This is a genomic window from Burkholderia sp. Bp8994 (assembly GCF_003853805.1).
Classification (GTDB): domain Bacteria; phylum Pseudomonadota; class Gammaproteobacteria; order Burkholderiales; family Burkholderiaceae; genus Burkholderia.
This window is the reverse complement of the sequence record NZ_QTQH01000002.1, coordinates 1-16864: the sequence shown is the minus strand read 5'-3', so window position 1 is coordinate 16864 and position 16864 is coordinate 1. Positions and strand designations below refer to the sequence as shown.

Below are 16864 nucleotides of genomic sequence, written 5' to 3'. Positions count from 1 at the left end.
TGTGTGTACACCTTTCATCTTCAAAAAAGAGTACAGTTTCGGCCATCCGGGCAGTGCGGACCGCAACTGTGTTGTTGAAGGGAAGTTGAAAGGGAGGCGCGTGAAGCGTTATGAACAACTGGCCGACGATCTGCAGGCGCAGATCGAGCGCGGCGTGTACCGGCCCGGCGAGCGGATTCCGTCGGTGCGCCAGGCGAGCCGGCAGCAGCAGCTCAGCGTCACGACCGTGCTGCGCGCGTACCTCGTGCTGGAGAGCCGCGGCCTGATCGAGAGCCGGCCGCAGTCGGGCTACTTCGTGCGGGCGCGCGCCACGGCGCCGGCCGAGGCAGAGCTGCACATGTCGGCGCCGGCGGCCGAGCCGTCGGCGGTGGACGTGAGCCGGCTCGTGCTGTCGACGTTGCGCACGATCTCGCGCGACGACGCGGTGCCGCTCGGCTCGCCGTATCCCGATGCGTCGCAGTTCCCGGTGCAGCGTCTCGCACGCTACGCGCAGACGATCGGGCGGCGCCGCACGCGCTGGGGCGTGATCGACGACCTGCCGCCCGGCAACCCGGAGCTGATCCGCCAGATCGCGCGGCGCTACGCGGAGCGCGGAATTCCGGTCGAGCCGGGCGAGATCGTGATGACGATCGGCGCGACCGAGGCGATCAACCTGTGCCTGCAGGCGGTCGCGAAACCGGGCGACACGATCGCGGTGGAGTCGCCGACGTTCTACGCGATGCTGCACGCGATCGAGCGGATGGGCATGCGCGCGCTGGAGGTGGCGACCCATCCGGGCGACGGCATCGATCTCGACGCGCTCGAACGGATCCTCGCGCGCGAGCGCATCGCCGCGTGCATGGTGATGCCGAATTTCCAGAATCCGCTCGGCTTCCAGATGCCCGATGCACGCAAGCGCGCGCTCGTCGAGCTGCTCGCGAAGCACGGCGTGCCCGCGATCGAGAACGACGTCTATCACGAGCTGCATTTCGGCGACACGACGCCGAGCGCGCTGAAGTCGTACGACCGCGACGGGCTCGTGCTGCATTGCGCATCGTTCACGAAGAGCCTGTCGCCGCGCTACCGGATCGGCTGGGCGATGCCCGGCCGCTACCGCGACCAGGTCGAGAAACTGAAATTCCTGAACACGCTCGCGACGCCCGCGATCGAGCAGCTCGCGATTGCCGAATACCTGAAGCACGACGGCTACGATTTTCATCTGCGGCGGATGCGCAAGCAGTATGCGCAGCAGGCGAGCCTGATGAGCGCGATGGTGCGGCGCTTCTTCCCGGAAGGCACGCGGTTGTCGCAGCCGCAGGGCGGGTACGTGCTGTGGGTCGAGCTGCCGCGGCAGGTCGATGCGATGAAGCTGTATGCGCTCGCGCTCGCGCAAGGGATCACGATCGGGCCCGGCCACATGTTCTCGGCAACCGCCGATTATCGGCACTTCATCCGGCTCAACTACAGCTATCCGTGGTCGCGGCAGATCGAGGAGGCGCTGAAGGTGGTGGGGCGGCTCGCGTCCGAGTGCGCGGGGCGGTGAGCGGCGCGGCGCCCGCCGCGACACCGCGTTCCTGGCGGCGACCCGTTGCCGGCCGCGCAGGCAAGCGTCACCGCGCGGACGGCGCGGGCAGTCCGGCTTGCGCCGTGTCGACCATCCGGCGCATGTCGAAGCCCGACGGATGCTGGTACACACGCAGCCCGAACTCCGGCAGCACCGCGATCAGGTGATCGAACAGGTCGGACTGGATCGCCTCGTAATCGACCCAGGTCGTCGTGTCGGTGAAGCAGTACAGTTCGAGCGGAATGCCTTCGGCCGTCAGCGGCAGCTGGCGCGCCATGCACGTCATGTCGCGGCGAATGTGCGGATGGCCCTTCAGGTAGTTCGCGACGTACGCGCGGAAGGTGCCGAGATTCGTCAGCTGGCGGCGGTTCGCCGGGCATTCGCCGGCCGCGCCGAGCGTGCCGTTCCATTGCGCGATCGCGTCGACCTTGTCTGCCAGGTAGTCCTTCAGCAGCGTCAGGCGTTCGAGCCGTTCGATCTCGTCGTTGCCGAGAAAGCGCACGCTCGTCGCGTCGATGAACAGCGCGCGCTTGATGCGGCGCCCGCCGGCCTCGGTCATCCCGCGCCAGTTCTGGTAGCTCTCGGTGATCAGCTTCCAGGTCGGCACCGTGATGATCGTGTGATCGAAGTTCGCGACCTTGACCGTGTTCAGCGTGATGTCGATGACGGTGCCGTCCGCGCCGGCCGACGGCATCGTGATCCAGTCGCCGATCCGCAGCATGTCGTTCGACGACAGCTGCACGCCGGCGACGAGGCCGAGCAGCGTGTCCTTGAAGATCAGCATCAGCACCGCCGACATCGCGCCGATGCCCGACAGCAGCAGGCCGATCTGCTTGCCGGTCGCGTCGCCGATCACGACGAGCGCGGCCGTGATGAACATCACGAGCTTGACGAGCTGCATCGCGCCTTTCAGCGACAGGCGCGGCTGGTCGCGCCGGCTCGTGCGATGCGAGTGTTCGAGCGCGGACAGCGTCGCGCTGATCGTCATCGACACCAGGAACACGATCAGCGCGAACAGCACCTTGTCGGCAGCCTGCGCGGCCACGGCGGGAATGCCGGGCACCGCGCCGAGCCCGAGCTTGATCACGACGAACGGCACGATGCGGTTCAGCCACTTGAATGCGCCGAACTCGAACAGCGCGTCGTCGATGCGGGTGGCCGACAGCCGCGCGAGGCGCGCGACTACGCGAAACAGCAGGAAATGGACGGCGGCGGCGATCGCGCCGGCGGCGGCGAGCAGGATGAGGATGCCGACGAGCGGCGCAAACCAGGATTCGTTCAGGGTCATAAGGGTGGACAGGGGCCTTCTCGTGCGTTGAATCTGTACCGCGACGCGGCGCGCGCCCGGTGAAGGGCACATGAAAGGGACCGTGATTGTGCCATCGGGTTCCGGCCTGATGCCGCGAATGCATGACGCAGGGCTCCTCAACATTCTCGCCGTTGCGCGGATTTTCCTCGAGTCCTTGAGTCCTTGAGTCAGTGTGTTCACGCCGCGCAACATACTGTGCACTTGCCACGCATCGCCCGCTCGGGGCACGATGCGCGAACGGCTTCGCGAACCCCGCTTCCACGTCGTTCCGGTCAACCACGCATTTCACGCATGCAAGATTCCAACGAAAGCCAGCCGTCACGCGTGCGGCTGCTGAAGGGCATTCTGCCGGTTCGGCGCGCGTCGGCCATCCGCGACGTGTTCGCGGGCATCTCGCTCGCGTCGATGGATATCCCGCAGGTGCTCGGCTATGCGCGCATCGCCGGCATGCCGGCCGTGACGGGCCTCTATACCGTGTTCCTGCCGCTGATCGCGTTCGCGTGCTTCGGCGCGTCGCGCCATCTGGTGGTCGCCGCCGACTCCGCGACCGCGACCATTTTCGCGAGCCGCCTGTCGTCGATGGCGCCGGCGGGCAGCGCCGAGTACGTCGCGCTGGCCGGCATGGTCGCGCTGCTGACCGCCGCGATGCTGCTGCTCGCGCGCATCTTCAAGCTCGGCTTTCTCGCCGATTTCCTGTCGCGCACGGTGCTGGTCGGCTTCCTGGCCGGCGTCGGCGTGCAGGTGTCGATCGCGATGCTCGGCGACATGCTCGGCTTGTCCGTGCCGTATCCGGCATCGCGCAGCGTCGCCCAGCTCGACTACGTCGTCACGCATGCGATCCACGCGCATCGGCCGACGCTCGCGCTCGCGGCGCTCGTCGTCGTCGCGATTCTCGCGTGCAAGCGCTTTGTGCCGCGCGTGCCGATGCCGATGATCGCGGTGGCGGGCAGCATCGCCGCGAGCGACTGCTTCGGCTTCGCCGCGCAAGGCATCGCCGTGCTCGGGCCCGTCGCGGGCGGCTTGCCGCCGCTGCGCTGGCCGTCCGTCACGTGGCAGCAGTTCCTCGATCTCGTGCCGGTCGCCGCGTCGTGCTTCGTGATGATCATCGCACAGAGCGCGGCGGCGGCCCGCGTGTTCGCGCAGCAGTACGGCGAGGACGTCGACACCAACGCCGACATCCTCGGGCTCGCGGCCGCGAACGCGGCGGCGGCGGTGGGCGGCGCGTTCGTCGTCAACGGCAGCCCGACGCAGACCGCGATGGCCGACGGCGCGGGCGTGCGCAGCCAGATCGGGCATCTGGCGTTCGCCGCGGTCGTCGCGGCGGTGCTGCTGTTCCTGAGTGCGTATCTGCAGTACCTGCCGCATGCGGTGCTGGCCGGCATCGTGTTCACGATCGCGCTCGGGCTGATCAACGTGCGCAGCCTCGCGGCGATCCGCAGGGAAAGCCCTGGCGAATTCACGCTCGCGCTCGTCACCGCCGCGGCCGTCGTGACGGTCGGTGTCGAGCACGGGATCCTGCTGGCCGTCGCGCTGTCGCTGATGCGGCACGTGCGGCACAGCTATCAGCCGCACACGATGGTGCTCGAAGCCGCCGACGGCAACGGGCGGTGGCTGCCGGTGCCGGCCCGGCCGGGCGCGATGACGGCGCCGGGGCTGATCGTCTACCGGTTCGGCTCCGACCTGTTCTTCGCGAACGACCATCGGTTCGCCGCCGAAGTGACCGAACTCGTCGACGCGTCGCCGGTACCGCTGCGCTGGTTCATCGTCGACGCGGGCGCGATCACCGATCTCGATTACTCCGCCGCGCGGACGATCACCGATCTCGTCAAGGCGTTGCACGCGCGCCGGATCGGCGTGCTGTTCGGGCGCGTGAACCGCTACCTGCACGCCGATATGGAGCGCCACCGGATCACGGAGATCGTCGGCGCGTCGTGCATTTTCCCGACACTGCACCAGGCGCTGGAAGCGGCGGGCGTGACGCCGGCGCAGCAGGAGCCGGGGGTCACGTAGCGGAAATTGGAAGGCGGAAGGCGAGAGGTGGAAAGCGGAAAGCGGAAAGCGGAAAGCGGAAAGCGGAAAGCGGAAAGCGGAAAGCTGGGGGAACGCGGGAGGCGGGAGGCGGAACGCGGGAAGCTTCACCGCTAAGCGGCTGCGCGCACGCGCGCGAAGCCGTTGCGCAAATGGCGGGCCAGTTCCGCCGCGGCCGGCGCGTGCTGGCCGCGCGGCAGATGCAGGTTGATCGCGAAGTTCGGCAGGGCGGGCAGGCCGCTGTCGGCCGGCAGAATGTCGAGATCGGCCGGCACGGTGGACGCGAGCCAGACGGTCACCGCGAGATCGGAGCGCACGGTCGCGGCCGTCGCGTCGATGCTGCCGTTCTCGAACACGGTGCGCCACGCGCGATCGCAGGCCCGTAGCGCGTCGAGCACGGTCGGGCGGAACGCGCAGGTCTGGTCGACCATCGACACGGGCAGCGGCGTCTGCAGATGGGCGCTACCGCCTTTCGCGCCGACCCAGACCAGACGGTCGACGGCGATGCATTCGCCGCGCGACGGCCCGACCGGCGCCTCGATCAGCGCGACATCGATCTCGCCTTGCCTCAGCGCCTTGCGCAGTGCGGGCGACGCCGCGCACACGAGCGACAGCGCGACTTGCGGATGCGCGTGCGCATAGCCTTTCAGGATCGGCGCGAGACAGCTGCCGACGAGATCCTGCGGCGCGCCGATGCGCACAGCGCCTTCCATCGCACCGGCCGTCAGCTCGGTCAGCAGTGCGTCGTGCGCGGCGAGCAGCCGGCGCGCCTGCGCGAGCAGACGCTCGCCGTCCGCCGTGAGCAGCAGGTTGCGATGCTCGCGCACGAACAGCGGGCCGGACAGCGTTTCGAGCCGCGCGACCTGCTGGCTGACCGCGCCTTGCGTCAGGTGCAGCGCGCGGCTCGCCGCCGTCATGCTGCCGTGATCGGCGACCGTGACGAAGGCGCGAAGCAGGGCGATGTCGAGGTTGCGTGTCATGGTTCGCATTATGAATGCTAATGACTGGCATAAAAATCTTTCGCTGTCGTAATGCACGGAGCGCGGGTAAAACGGAGCTTCGACGACCCGAACCGGGAGCCCGTGTGCCGCTTCAAGACTATTTGCCGCTGCTGTTGTTCGTGATCGTGTCCACGGTGACACCGGGTGGCGCGACGACCCTCGCAACCGCATCGGGCGCGCATTTCGGCTATCGGCGTTCGCTGCCGATGATGACGGGCATCGCGGCCGGCCTGGCATCGATGGCCGCCGCGGCGGCGGCCGGGCTCGGCAGCGTGTTGCTGGCCCTGCCCGCGCTGCAGCTCGGGATGAAGGTGCTCGGCTCGCTGTATCTGCTGTGGCTGGCCACGCGCATCGCGCGCGGCGGCAAGCCCGGTGTCGACGCGGCCGCGCAGCGGCCGCAAGGATTCGTCAGCGGCGTATGGATGCTGTGGCACAACCCGAAGGGCTGGGCGATGACGCTCGGCGCGGCCGCGTCGTTCGCCGCGCTCGCGTCCGGCCCCGTGCGGCTCGGCGCGTTGCTCGGGCTGGCGTTCGGCGTGGCGGCGATGGCGTCGCTGTCGCTCTGGTGTTGTGCCGGGCTGCTGTTCGCGCGCGTGCTCCGCACGGAGCGGCAGTGGCGCTGCGTGAATGCGGGCTTGGGGATCCTGCTCGCGGCTTCGATCGTGCCGATGTGGCTGTAGCAGCGGCGCTGCGCGCACGGCGCAGCCCCGACACTCAGCGCGAACCGTCCCGCGCGGCCCCCGCGGGCCGTCCGCCCGCGCCGCTCGACCATCGCGGCAGCCGCAGTGTCGTCGCGAAGCTCGCCGCATGCAGTGCGCAAAGCAGGCCGAACGTCCACGCGTAGGCGGCCCCGTGCGTGCCGCCCGTCGACGCGGATTCGGCCTGCAGCCGCCACGCGAGAAACAGCGTGCACATCGTCGTGAACGTCGGGCCACCGAGGCGCTGGACGATATTGAGCGACGTCGTCGCCATCGGCAGGTTGTGCCGCTCGACCGACGCATACGCGGCGGAAATCGACGGCGCGCCGATCGCGCTCTGGCCCATCCCGCGCAGAATCAGCGCGGGCACCAGCACGGCGGGATCGTAGCCGGCCAGCGCGAGATACACGAACGGCAGCGTCGCGGCGAGCGCGAGCAGCGCGCCGGCGGCGGCCAGCCGGCGCACGCCGAACCGGCTGGTCAGCGCGCCCATCGACGGATAGGTGACGAGCATGCCGAGCCCGAGCGGCGCCAGCAGCCAGCCCATCTCGCCGGGCGAGCGGCCGCACGCCTCGATCAGGAACACCGGAATCAGCATCTGGCCCGCGTAGATCGCGCCGTTCGACAGAAACTGCGTGGCCGCCGCCGCGCCGAACACGCGCGAGCGAAACAGTGCGAGGTCGATCAGCGCCCGCTCGCCTTTGCGCAGCTGGACGCGCAGGAACGCGGCGAGCAGCAGCACCGAGCCCGCGATCGCGGCGATGCCGGGTACCGCGTCGATGCGCTCCGCGCCATACAGGAACAGAACGAGCGCCGGCGACAGCAGCGCGAGGCCGACCCAGTCGAGTTCGCGCTGCTGCGTTTCCTCGCGGTCGCCGGGCAGGAACCACACGGCCAGTGCCAGCGCCAGCGCGCCGACCGGCAGGTTCACGAGAAACAGCCAGCGCCACGACGCGTACTGCAGGATCGTACCGGCGACGACCGGCCCCAGGATCGGTGCGATCAGCACGGGTACCGCCGCATAGCCGATCACGCGCGCCATCTGCTGGCCGGCCACGCGCGCGATCATCATCTGCGCCATCGGCGCGAGCAGCCCGCCGCTGACGCCTTGCAGCACGCGGAACGCGATCAGCGACGGCGCGGACCACGCGAGCCCGCACAGCGCCGACGTCAGCGTGAACGCTGAGAAACACCACAGGTACAGCGCCTTCGCGCCGATGCGATCGACCAGCCAGCCGTTCAGCGGCAACACCAGCGTGAGCGCGAGCAGGTAGCCGCTCGTCACCCACTGGATCGTCGACAGGCTCGCGTGCAGGTCGGTCGCGAGGCTCGACAGCGAGACGTTGACGATCGTCGCGTCGAGTTGCGACAGCAGCGAGCCGAGCGTCGCGACCGCGCTGACTTTCCAGATCGACGGACCGAGCCGTTCGGCCGCACGGCCCGGCGCCGGCCGCGCGCGTGGGTCGTTCACGCGCCGCGGCGGTCGAGCAGCGCGACGATCTCGTGCGTCGAGCCCGTCTCGCCGAGACGCGGGAACAGCCGTTCGACGCTGTTCGTGTGCGCGTCCGCGTTGAGGTCGGTCATCGCATCGACCGCGAGCGTCACGTTATAGCCGAGTTCGTGCGCCTGTCGGGCCGTCGATTCGACGCCGATGCTCGTCGCGATGCCGGCCAGCACGATCTGCGTGACGCCGGCCGCCTTCAGGTACGCGTCGAGATCGGTGCCGGTGAATGCGCCCCAGGTCTTCTTCGTCACGGCGTGGTCGCCCGGCTGGCGGTTCAGTTCGGGCAGGAGCTCGGCCCAGTCGGCCGGGAACGGATCCTTGCGCGGCGGCAGTTGTGTCCGGCCCGGTGCGCCGCCGGCGACGTTGACAAGCACGACCGGCAGGCCGCGGCTGCGGAAGGCGTCGAGCAGTTCGCGCGTGCGCTCGATCACCGGTGCGACCGGGTGGGCGGTGGGCAGCGCGACGATGCCCTTTTGCAGGTCGATGACGACGAGTGCCGTATGCGTGTCGAGACGGGTTGTGCTCATGATGCGGATGCTCCGTGCATGGGGAGAAGGGGCACGTGCCGTACGAATGCCGCGCGGCACGCACGCAGGATCACTGCTCGCCGATGCGCCGGATCAGCGGAATCGCGGCGGCGAGTGTGCGGATGTCTTCGGCGTCGAGCTTCTCGATCGCGGCGCCAAGCCACTTGTGCTTCGCGGTGTTGCGCTTGCGCCGTGCCGCCAGGCCGGCCGCGGTCAGCAGGAACAGGATCTGGCGGCCGTCGGTCGGATGCGGCTCGCGTTCGACGAGCCCGTCTTCCTCGAGACCCGCGAGAATCGCCTTCATCGACTGCGGCTTCATCGCCTCGGCGCGCGCGAGGTCGGCGGTCGTCATGGGGCCCTGTCGTTCGAGCCGCGCGAGCGCACTCGTCTGCGACATGCCGAGCCCTTCGGATTCGATCTCGGCGCGCAGCCGTCGAATCAGCTGGCCGACCGCGAGGGTCAAGTCGGCGGCGACGGTGTCGGCGGAAATGCGGGGTGTGCGTGGCGGAGTCATGCGGCGGATCATAGAACACGACAGTTAAACTTGCAAGTTTAACTGTCTAGTTTGGCGGGCGTTCGCGATGCACGGCGCATGACGTACGACGCACCGCGCACCGACGCACGATGCGCCGGCGAGGCCGGGAGAGGAACAGCGGGCGGCGGCTCGGCAACCGCCGATTGTCGGACTGTGGGCAGTGTGCGGCCGGACGCTACGCGCGGCGCGGCAACGGAACCGGCACGACGTCGTTGTACTTCGGCGACGCATTTTCGTGCAGCAGGTCGCCGAGATATTGCGCGAGTTCGTCCGCGGCGAGCGCGGACGGAACATGCAGGTTGGCCGGTCGCCGCTTGCCTTCGGTGCCGAGATCGAACACCGCCCAGCGGCCGTTCGTCCGCACGACGGCGAGCAGGCGTCCGAACGCGTTGAAACGGTACTCGTCCTGCATGGCATCGCTCCTTCGTGGATGAATGTGCCGGCCGCGCGCGTCGCGTTTACCGGATCGAGCAGGTCAGCCAGCGATGGATCTTCAGCGCATCGCTCGACACGCCGGCGCGCGTCGGTGCGCCGAGCAGCACGACCGTTTCGCGGCGGCCCTTCACGCGCATGCGCATCACGACGCCGTGCCCAGATTCGTTGATGAAGCCGGTTTTCTGCAGTCGGATCGGCAGGCGACCGTTACGCACGAGCGGATCGGAGTTCACGTACAGCAGCTCGCCGTCGCCGGCCTGCACGGTGGTCGACGTGTCCGTCGAGAAATAGCGGATCAGCGGATCCTGCGCGGCCGCGCCGACGAGCCGCGCGAGATCCTCGGCGGTCGACACGTTGTGCGGCGACAGGCCGGTCGGTTCGCGGAAATGCGTATCGCGCATCCCGAGCCGGCGCGCCTCGCGGTTCATCGCCTTAACGAACGCGGCACGGCCGCCCGGATAGTCGCGGCTCAGCGCGGCGGCCGCGCGATTTTCCGACGACATCAGCGCGATATGGAACATCTGGCGGCGCGACAGTTCGGCGCCGATCGGCAGCCGCGAACCGGTGAACTTGATCGTGTCGCGATCGCGAGAGGTGACGCGCAGCACGCCGTTCATCGGCCGGTCCGCGTCGCGTGCGACGACGGCGGTCATCAGCTTCGAGATCGACGCGATCGGCCGCACCGTGCGTGCGTTGCGGGCGAGCAGTGGTGTGCCGGAGTCGACGTCGAGCACGTAGGCCGCGCGCGAATGTAGCGAGCTCACCGCTCGCGGGCTGTAGCCGCAGCTCGCGAGCAGGCGCGGCTGCGCGGCGGGGCGCGGGCGAACCGCGTTCGTGCGTTTCGCGCGCCGGTGCTGCGGTGCGGGCGCCGCGTGACGCTTGACTGCATGATGCGTCACGCGCGGGCGGCGGTGCTTGACGGCCTTGTGCTTGCGGTGGGCGGGTTGTTTCTTGACGACTTTCGCATGCGCATGGGGCGTCGCCGTGCGATGCGGCTGCGCACGCTGCGCCGACGCGTTCGTTGCGAACGCAAGTGTCAGGAACGAGAGGGCGATGAGCAGGGTGGTCCGGGCACGAGGCAGGCGCGCGATGAGTCCGGTCAAGCGAGAGTCTCCTTTTCACGCGCGTTGCGGCGGCGCGAAATGCGTGGGCGGTCAGCGGGTGCGGGAAATTATAAGGTCGATTGTGTGGCGATGACGATGGATGTGCGCGCAATCGTGTGCGATCCGGGCGGAATGTCGAGGCTTTTGTGAAGCGCCGAACGCGTGCGGCGGGCAAAAGGCGCCCGCTGCGTCGAATCAGCGCGGCCAGTTCCGCCGCGACACGACCGCGAAGCTGATCGCGATCGAACCGGTGACGACACGCGGTGGCGTGTCGTCCAGCGCATCGCCGAAGCGGAAGCGGCGGCCGCGTCCGTCGGAGCGTGCGGTACGACGCTCGGGCATCGGCGTGTCGGGCTCGACACCGCCCGTGTCGGCGACGACCGTATCGCACGACATATCGGTCAGGCACTCGGCTAGATGATCAACAGGCATGACAGTGAATTCCGCGAAGGGCATGCCCGTATTGAACGCCACGCGGTTCGATCAGTAAAATGAATGTTTCGATCGCTACGATTCCTTAAAAGAATGGAATTGAAACTGCTCCGAACCTTCCTGACGGTCACCGAACTCAGCCATTTCAGCCGCGCGGCCGACACGCTGCACATGAGCCAGCCGGCGCTTAGCAAGCAGATCGGCGCGCTCGAGGCGAGCCTCGGCGGCAAGCTGTTCGAACGTGGCAGGCATGGCGCGGAGCTGACGCCGTTCGGTGAACGCTTCCTGCCCGACGCGCAGGCGCTCGTGCGCGATGCCGACGAAATCCTCGCGCGTGCACGGGAGGCGACCAGCGGGCAGCGCGGCCATCTGCGGCTCGGCATCTGCCTGTCCGTGCTGACGCTCGTGCCGAAACTCGTCGCGGAATTCCGGCGCCGCAATCCGGGTGTCGCGGTCACGTTGAGCGACCTGTCGTCGTCCGAGCAAACCCGCCGGATGCGCGCGGGCAAGCTCGACGCGGGGTTCCTGCGTTTGCCGTCGGATGAAGGGTTGTCGTCGTTCAAGGTGATCGACGAGGCGCTCGCGCTCGCGGTGCCGCCGTACCTCGGCTTCAAGCGCGTGCCGGCCGATCTCGACGTGCTCAACGAGATCGGCTTCATCGCGCTGCAGCGCGCACGCGGCCCCGGGCTCGCCGCGCAGATCGACCGGTGGTGCGTCGGGCGGCACTTCGTGCCGCAGGTCACGCAGCAGGCGGAGGACGTGCAATCGGTGCTCACGTCGGTCGCGGCCGGGGTCGGCGTCGCGTTCATTCCGTCGCACGCGCAGTACCTGCTGCGCGACGCGACCGTGTTGCCGCTCGCCGGCAGGGACGCGAAATGGCGCGTCGGGCTCGCGTGGCTGTCCGGCCGCGACGATCCCGTGACCACGCGTTTCGTGTCGTTCATGCGCGCCTCGATCAAGGGCGCGTGACCGGGCGTATAGTGTCCGCGATCGCCTTCCGCCCGAATGCCGGCCCGGCGCCGGCTCACGAACCCGACCCGATGACTTCAGAACCCGACGACTCCCCGCTCGATCCCGCACTCGTTGCGACGCTCGCGACGCTGCATGAAGCCGCGACCGATCCGTCCGGCAAAACGTGGTCGCTGCCGAAGATCGCGAAGCGCACGCAATTGCCGATGAGCACGCTGCGCCGCGTGCTGACGCAACTCGACGCCGCCGGCCTGAGCGCGACGACGCTGAACGACGACGGCACCGGCAGCGCCGCCTTGACCGAAGAGGGGCGCGCCGTGTGCGCGCAACTGTTCGGTGGGAACGACCGCAGATGAAAAAACGGGTCGCCCGAAGGCGACCCGTCATATTGCGGTTCGACATGCAACATCACCACCGCGCCGTCACCCCACCCATGACGGAATGACGGTAGGTCTGGTCGTTCAGCCCATGCCGGTAGCCGACGTCGAGATCGAGCCAGGGCTTCGGCGAGTAGATCGCGCCCGCGATCACGAACGCCGGATTCGCGCCGGCCGTGCTCTCGGTGTTGCGCGACAGGCCGATGTCGGCCACGAGCTGCACCTTGTCGGTCGCCTTGTAAAGCGCCGCGGCCGACACGGCCCAGACCGAGCGCAGGTCGCCCTGGCGGTTCGGCTGGTACGCGAGGCCCGCATTCGCGAGCAGCGAGAAGCGCGCGACGTCGGCTTGCGCGAGCAGCGTGGCGCCGGTGCCGACGCGGCCTGTGCCGAGCCCGCGATCGTCGTTGCCGGTCGGCATCGTCACCTGCGGTTTCAGCGCAAGCGACAGCGGCCCGCGTTCGACGAAGCGCCACTTCATGCCGATCTCGACATCGCCGATGCCTGCGCCGTGGTCGTCGGTGCGCGTTTGCAGATGCGTGTAAGGCGCGTTCACGTAGAGATCGACGTGCTCGCCGAACCCACGCGTGAGTGTCGCGTTCCACAATTGATGGCGGCCGTTTTCGTCCTGCTTCGAGGTTTGCTCGCCGTTGAACTCGAACTGCCAGTTCGCGTTGCCCTGCGTACCCGTGTCGTCGCTGACGAGCGGATGGGCTGCGTACGCGTACAACGGCGCGAGCAGGGCGCTCGCGGCCGCGAGAGAAAGCATTCTTTTCATGAAGTCACCGTTGTCGTGTCGTGGGCGGCCGGCCCGCGCGGGCCGGCACGCCGTCGTTTCGGAGGCGATCAGAACCACTGCTTGTAGCGACGCACATAGATCGTCTTGACGATCTGCGCGAGCAGGATGTAGCCGACCATCGTCGCCGCGAGCCACAGCCAGTAGGTGCCCGGCAGGTGCATGAAGCCGAGCGAATCCGCGAACGGCGAGAACGGCAGCCAGCAGCCGATCGCGATCGCGGTGAACGTCGACAGCAGCACCGGCAGCGCGGCCGTGCTCTGCAGGAACGGGATCTTCTGCGTGCGCAGCAGGTGCACGACGAGCGTCTGCGACACGAGGCTCTCGATGAACCAGCCCGAGTTCATCACGATCTGGCCGCCCGAACCGCCGTGCAGGTGATACATCGCGCCCGCGCCGAACACGGTCCACATCAGCACGTAGGTCGTGATGTCGAACACCGACGACGTCGGCCCGACCCACAGCATGAAGCGGCCGATGTTGCCGGCTTCCCACTTGCGCGGCTTCTTCAGGAACTCGGGATCCATCTTGTCCCACGGCAGCAGCATCTGCGACGTGTCGTAGATCAGGTTCAACACGAGCAGCTGGGTCGCGAGCATCGGCTCCCACGGCAGGAACGCGCTGGCGACGAGCACCGAGAACACGTTGCCGAAGTTCGAGCTGGCGGTCATGTTCAGGTACTTCAGTATGTTGCCGAACGTCTCGCGGCCCTTGATCACGCCTTCCTCGAGCACCATCAGGCTCTTCTCGAGCAGGATGATGTCGGCGGTTTCCTTCGCGATGTCGGCGCCGCTGTCGACCGAGATGCCGACGTCGGCGTCGCGCAGCGCCGGTGCGTCGTTGATGCCGTCGCCGAGGAAGCCGACCGTGTGGCCGTTCGCCTGCAGCGCCTTCACGATGCGCGCTTTCTGCAGCGGCGTGAGCTTCGCGAACACCGTCGTGCGTTCGACGACCTCGGCGAGCGTCGCGTCGTCGAGCGCCTCGATTTCGGCGCCGAGCATCGGCTTGCCCGGTTCGAGGCCGACCTGGCGGCAGACCTTCATCGTGACGGTCGGGTTGTCGCCCGTCAGCACCTTCACCGACACGCCGTTCTCGCGCAGCGCGGCAAGCGCCGGCGCGGCCGATTCCTTCGGCGGATCGAGGAAGGTCAGGAAGCCGCGCACGACGAGATCGCGCTCGTCGGCGGTGCGGTATTGTTCGAGTTCGTCGCCGCGCGGGATCGTGCGCGTCGCGAGCACCAGCACGCGGAAGCCGTCCTCGTTGTACGCGTTCGCCTGTTCGAGCAGCCGGTTGCGTGCGACGAAATCGAGCGGACGTACGCCGTCCTCGTCCTGCACGTGGGTCGACACCGCGAGCATTTCCTCGACCGCGCCCTTGCAGATCAGCTGGTGCGTGCCGTGCGTGTCCTCGACCACGACCGACAGGCGGCGCCGCACGAAGTCGAATGGCAGCTCGTCGATCTTCTTGTAGCCGTGCGGCTTCACGCGCTCGCCGATCTCGTCGGCGCGCGCGACCACCGCGATGTCGATCAGGTTCTTCTGGCCGCTCTGATGAAAGCTGTTCAGCCAGCCGAGCCGCAGGATGTCCTCGTTCTTGTGGCCGGACAGGTCGAGATGGTGCTCGAGGATGATCTTGTCCTGCGTGAGCGTGCCGGTCTTGTCGGTGCACAGCACGTCCATCGCGCCGAAGTTCTGCACCGAGTTCAGCCTCTTCACGACGACCTTGCGACGCGCCATCGCGATCGCGCCGCGCGCGAGGTTCGCGCTCACGATCATCGGCAGCATCTCGGGCGTGAGGCCGACGGCCACCGCGAGCGCGAACGTAAGCGCGCTCAGCCAGTCGCCCTTGGTCAGGCCGTTGATCATGAACACGATCGGCACCATCACGAACATGAACCTGATCAGCAGCCAGCTCACGCTCGCGACGCCGCGGTCGAAGCTGGTCTCGATGCGCTTGTGGCTCACGACGTTGCGTGCGAGCGAACCGAAGTAGGTGTCTTCGCCGGTCGCGACGACCACGGCCGTCGCGGTGCCGCTCACCACATTGGTGCCCATGAAGCACACGTTCTCGAGATCGAGCAGCGACTTCGACGCATCGTTCGCGGCGGCGGACGAGCCCGTCGCGCCTGCGCCGGCCGACTTGCCGGCGACCGCGCCGAGCGTGTCGTATTTCTCGACCGGCAGCGCTTCGCCGGTCAGCACGGCCTGGCTGATGAACAGGTCGCGCGACGCGAGCAGGCGCACGTCGGCGGGGATCATGTCGCCGGCCGACAGGTGCACGATGTCGCCGACCACCACTTCACGCATCGGCACCTCGCGGCGAGCGGGCTCGGACACGTCGGTCAACGCGCGCTGCACGGTCGCCGTCGTGCGGACCATCGCCTTGAGCTTTTCGGCCGCGCGCAGCGACCGGAATTCCTGCACGAAGCGCAGCAGCGCGCTGATCGTGACCATCGTCAGCAGGATCGTCATCCCGACGAAGTCGCGATCGCCGGGCGCCGCGAAGTAGACGTCGGTGCAGAAGCTGATCGTGGCCAGCACCAGCAGCACGTAGACGAACGGATTGTGGAACGCGTGCAGCAGCTGGCGCGTCCAGAGCGGCGGCTTGTCGTGCGCGATCTCGTTCGGACCATTGTGCTGCAGGCGATCGGCGGCCTGGTCGTAGGTGAGGCCGCGCGTGCTGGTGCGCAGCGACTTGAAGGTTTCTTCGAGCGGGCGGGCCGCTTCCTGCGCGGCGCGCATGTTGCGCGGTTCGTTCTGCTGACCGGGGCCGGCGTTGATGAAGCCGCGCTGTTTCTTTTGCGATGTTTGCGAAGTGTTGTGTCGTGTCATGAGTCGCTCCTTGCGCACGAGGCGGCGGGCGGGGAGCGACCGTGACGTCAGCGACGCACGAGCGCTCCCCGCCGCATCGCGTCAGGCGCGATCGGCTGTGGATCGGTGAAGGGGGGAACGCTCGCCGGCGCGCGGAGTGCGGCCGAAGGATCGATGCGCGGCGTCGCACCGGCGAGCGGTAATCGACTACTGTCGTCCGAGTTCATCTGCACTCCTGTCGGTTGCGAGTAGGCGGCACGGGCGATCGGAAGCCGCGCACGCACGAGGGCGCGCGGCCGGACGGCACGCGAACGGAACACGCACGCAGCTTGCGCTGCGCGCAGCACGAACGTACGCACGCTGCAACGCAGGGTTGCGCAGCGCGGACATTCGGCGATATCGAAAAAATTCGGCGGGGGATTCTGGCCGGTCAGGCCGGAAGGACGCCGCATCCTGCTTCCCGGGATGCGGCAGAAGACGAGGCTCTGCGCGGTTTCCTCAGGCAGCAGTCAAGTTGGTCGAGGACCAACTACAACTCGCATCGGTGTTCACAGAACACTCCATGTAATTCAGACGGGGGCGATGGTAAAGGCTCGTTGTGCGAAGCGTCAACCCTTTTGTCGGAAGATGCTTGCGAAATGTTATCGGCGCGATGCCGGACAGTCGGGACGCCGGACGGCAGAAAACGCACGAGTCGCGCGCGGGGGGGGGAGGGCCCGGCGCGGGCGGGGGGGGGGGGGGCCGCGGGCGGGAGGTGTGGGGGGGGCGGGCCCGCGAGGGGGGGACCGAGAAGAACACCC

Annotated in this window: 16 protein-coding genes; 5 read left to right on the top strand and 11 right to left on the bottom strand. The window is 68.2% G+C overall.

The genetic code is table 11. The features are described from left to right. The first annotated feature begins 100 nt into the window (after positions 1–100). Complete coding sequence (locus tag DIE04_RS01915; protein ID WP_124489623.1) at positions 101–1522, top strand: PLP-dependent aminotransferase family protein; 1422 nt, start codon at positions 101–103, stop codon at positions 1520–1522. 67 nt (positions 1523–1589) lie between these two features. Here the strand turns inward: DIE04_RS01915 and DIE04_RS01910 are convergent, their stop codons facing one another. Then, positions 1590–2831, bottom strand: coding sequence for a mechanosensitive ion channel family protein (locus DIE04_RS01910; RefSeq protein ID WP_044843259.1), 1242 nt, complete (start codon positions 2829–2831; stop codon positions 1590–1592). Positions 2832–3143: 312 nt separating this feature from the next. Between DIE04_RS01910 and DIE04_RS01905 the strand changes: the two genes are divergently transcribed. Continuing rightward, entirely contained in the window at positions 3144–4862 is a 1719-nt protein-coding gene (locus DIE04_RS01905) for a SulP family inorganic anion transporter (RefSeq protein WP_124520678.1), read from the top strand. Between the two features lie 131 nt (positions 4863–4993). Here the strand turns inward: DIE04_RS01905 and DIE04_RS01900 are convergent, their stop codons facing one another. Then, on the bottom strand, positions 4994–5869 hold the full coding sequence (locus DIE04_RS01900; protein ID WP_044843261.1) for a LysR substrate-binding domain-containing protein: 876 nt from the start codon (positions 5867–5869) through the stop codon (positions 4994–4996). Positions 5870–5964: 95 nt separating this feature from the next. Here DIE04_RS01900 and DIE04_RS01895 point away from each other — a divergent pair, with 95 nt between their 5' ends. After that, a complete protein-coding gene (locus DIE04_RS01895) occupies positions 5965–6561 on the top strand; it encodes a LysE family translocator (protein WP_124520676.1) in 597 nt (198 codons plus the stop codon). 34 nt (positions 6562–6595) lie between these two features. Here the strand turns inward: DIE04_RS01895 and DIE04_RS01890 are convergent, their stop codons facing one another. From DIE04_RS01890 to DIE04_RS01865, 6 genes are all read right to left on the bottom strand, one after another. Next, on the bottom strand, positions 6596–8050 hold the full coding sequence (locus DIE04_RS01890) for a DHA2 family efflux MFS transporter permease subunit (protein ID WP_124520674.1): 1455 nt from the start codon (positions 8048–8050) through the stop codon (positions 6596–6598). Then, positions 8047–8610 (bottom strand): cysteine hydrolase, encoded by a 564-nt coding sequence (locus DIE04_RS01885; RefSeq protein WP_124520672.1) that lies wholly within the window; start codon positions 8608–8610, stop codon positions 8047–8049. The genes DIE04_RS01890 and DIE04_RS01885 overlap by 4 nt, the downstream gene beginning before the upstream one ends. Before the next feature lie 70 nt (positions 8611–8680). After that, entirely contained in the window at positions 8681–9136 is a 456-nt protein-coding gene (locus tag DIE04_RS01880) for a MarR family winged helix-turn-helix transcriptional regulator (RefSeq protein WP_124489628.1), read from the bottom strand. Between the two features lie 184 nt (positions 9137–9320). Continuing rightward, entirely contained in the window at positions 9321–9557 is a 237-nt protein-coding gene (locus tag DIE04_RS01875) for a hypothetical protein (protein ID WP_044843266.1), read from the bottom strand. Between the two features lie 46 nt (positions 9558–9603). Then, positions 9604–10683, bottom strand: coding sequence for a serine hydrolase (locus DIE04_RS01870; protein WP_124520670.1), 1080 nt, complete (start codon positions 10681–10683; stop codon positions 9604–9606). A gap of 195 nt (positions 10684–10878) precedes the next feature. After that, positions 10879–11115 carry a hypothetical protein gene (locus DIE04_RS01865; RefSeq protein WP_185500292.1) on the bottom strand — a complete coding sequence of 79 codons (237 nt, stop codon included), beginning with the start codon at positions 11113–11115 and terminating at the stop codon, positions 10879–10881. A 93-nt stretch (positions 11116–11208) separates the two neighbouring features. Between DIE04_RS01865 and DIE04_RS01860 the strand changes: the two genes are divergently transcribed. Both DIE04_RS01860 and DIE04_RS01855 read left to right on the top strand, forming a co-directional pair. Then, positions 11209–12084: a LysR family transcriptional regulator gene (locus DIE04_RS01860; protein ID WP_124520666.1), complete on the top strand. Its 876-nt coding sequence runs from the start codon at positions 11209–11211 to the stop codon at positions 12082–12084. Positions 12085–12155: 71 nt separating this feature from the next. Further along, positions 12156–12440: a transcriptional regulator gene (locus DIE04_RS01855; protein ID WP_124520664.1), complete on the top strand. Its 285-nt coding sequence runs from the start codon at positions 12156–12158 to the stop codon at positions 12438–12440. A 52-nt stretch (positions 12441–12492) separates the two neighbouring features. Here DIE04_RS01855 and DIE04_RS01850 read toward each other — a convergent pair whose 3' ends face one another. The 3 genes from DIE04_RS01850 to DIE04_RS01840 all read right to left on the bottom strand — a co-directional run bounded on the left by DIE04_RS01850 (position 12493) and on the right by DIE04_RS01840 (position 16516). Further along, a complete protein-coding gene (locus DIE04_RS01850) occupies positions 12493–13236 on the bottom strand; it encodes a transporter (protein WP_124489633.1) in 744 nt (247 codons plus the stop codon). Between the two features lie 68 nt (positions 13237–13304). After that, a complete protein-coding gene (gene mgtA, locus DIE04_RS01845) occupies positions 13305–16085 on the bottom strand; it encodes a magnesium-translocating P-type ATPase (protein ID WP_124520662.1) in 2781 nt (926 codons plus the stop codon). Positions 16086–16132: 47 nt separating this feature from the next. Next, positions 16133–16516: a hypothetical protein gene (locus tag DIE04_RS01840; RefSeq protein ID WP_185500301.1), complete on the bottom strand. Its 384-nt coding sequence runs from the start codon at positions 16514–16516 to the stop codon at positions 16133–16135. Between the last annotated feature and the right edge of the window lie 348 nt (positions 16517–16864).

What these genes read in the sequence shown, in the direction of transcription:
- DIE04_RS01885 (WP_124520672.1), bottom strand. Translation starts at nt 8,610, where the DNA reads ATGAGCACAACCCGTCTCGACACGCATACGGCACTCGTCGTCATCGAC.
- DIE04_RS01850 (WP_124489633.1), bottom strand. Translation starts at nt 13,236, where the DNA reads ATGAAAAGAATGCTTTCTCTCGCGGCCGCGAGCGCCCTGCTCGCGCCG.
- DIE04_RS01905 (WP_124520678.1), top strand. Translation starts at nt 3,144, where the DNA reads ATGCAAGATTCCAACGAAAGCCAGCCGTCACGCGTGCGGCTGCTGAAG.
- DIE04_RS01840 (WP_185500301.1), bottom strand. Translation starts at nt 16,516, where the DNA reads ATGCGGCGTCCTTCCGGCCTGACCGGCCAGAATCCCCCGCCGAATTTT.
- DIE04_RS01880 (WP_124489628.1), bottom strand. Translation starts at nt 9,136, where the DNA reads ATGATCCGCCGCATGACTCCGCCACGCACACCCCGCATTTCCGCCGAC.
- DIE04_RS01900 (WP_044843261.1), bottom strand. Translation starts at nt 5,869, where the DNA reads ATGCGAACCATGACACGCAACCTCGACATCGCCCTGCTTCGCGCCTTC.
- DIE04_RS01865 (WP_185500292.1), bottom strand. Translation starts at nt 11,115, where the DNA reads ATGCCTGTTGATCATCTAGCCGAGTGCCTGACCGATATGTCGTGCGAT.
- DIE04_RS01875 (WP_044843266.1), bottom strand. Translation starts at nt 9,557, where the DNA reads ATGCAGGACGAGTACCGTTTCAACGCGTTCGGACGCCTGCTCGCCGTC.
- DIE04_RS01855 (WP_124520664.1), top strand. Translation starts at nt 12,156, where the DNA reads ATGACTTCAGAACCCGACGACTCCCCGCTCGATCCCGCACTCGTTGCG.
- DIE04_RS01910 (WP_044843259.1), bottom strand. Translation starts at nt 2,831, where the DNA reads ATGACCCTGAACGAATCCTGGTTTGCGCCGCTCGTCGGCATCCTCATC.
- mgtA (WP_124520662.1), bottom strand. Translation starts at nt 16,085, where the DNA reads ATGACACGACACAACACTTCGCAAACATCGCAAAAGAAACAGCGCGGC.
- DIE04_RS01860 (WP_124520666.1), top strand. Translation starts at nt 11,209, where the DNA reads ATGGAATTGAAACTGCTCCGAACCTTCCTGACGGTCACCGAACTCAGC.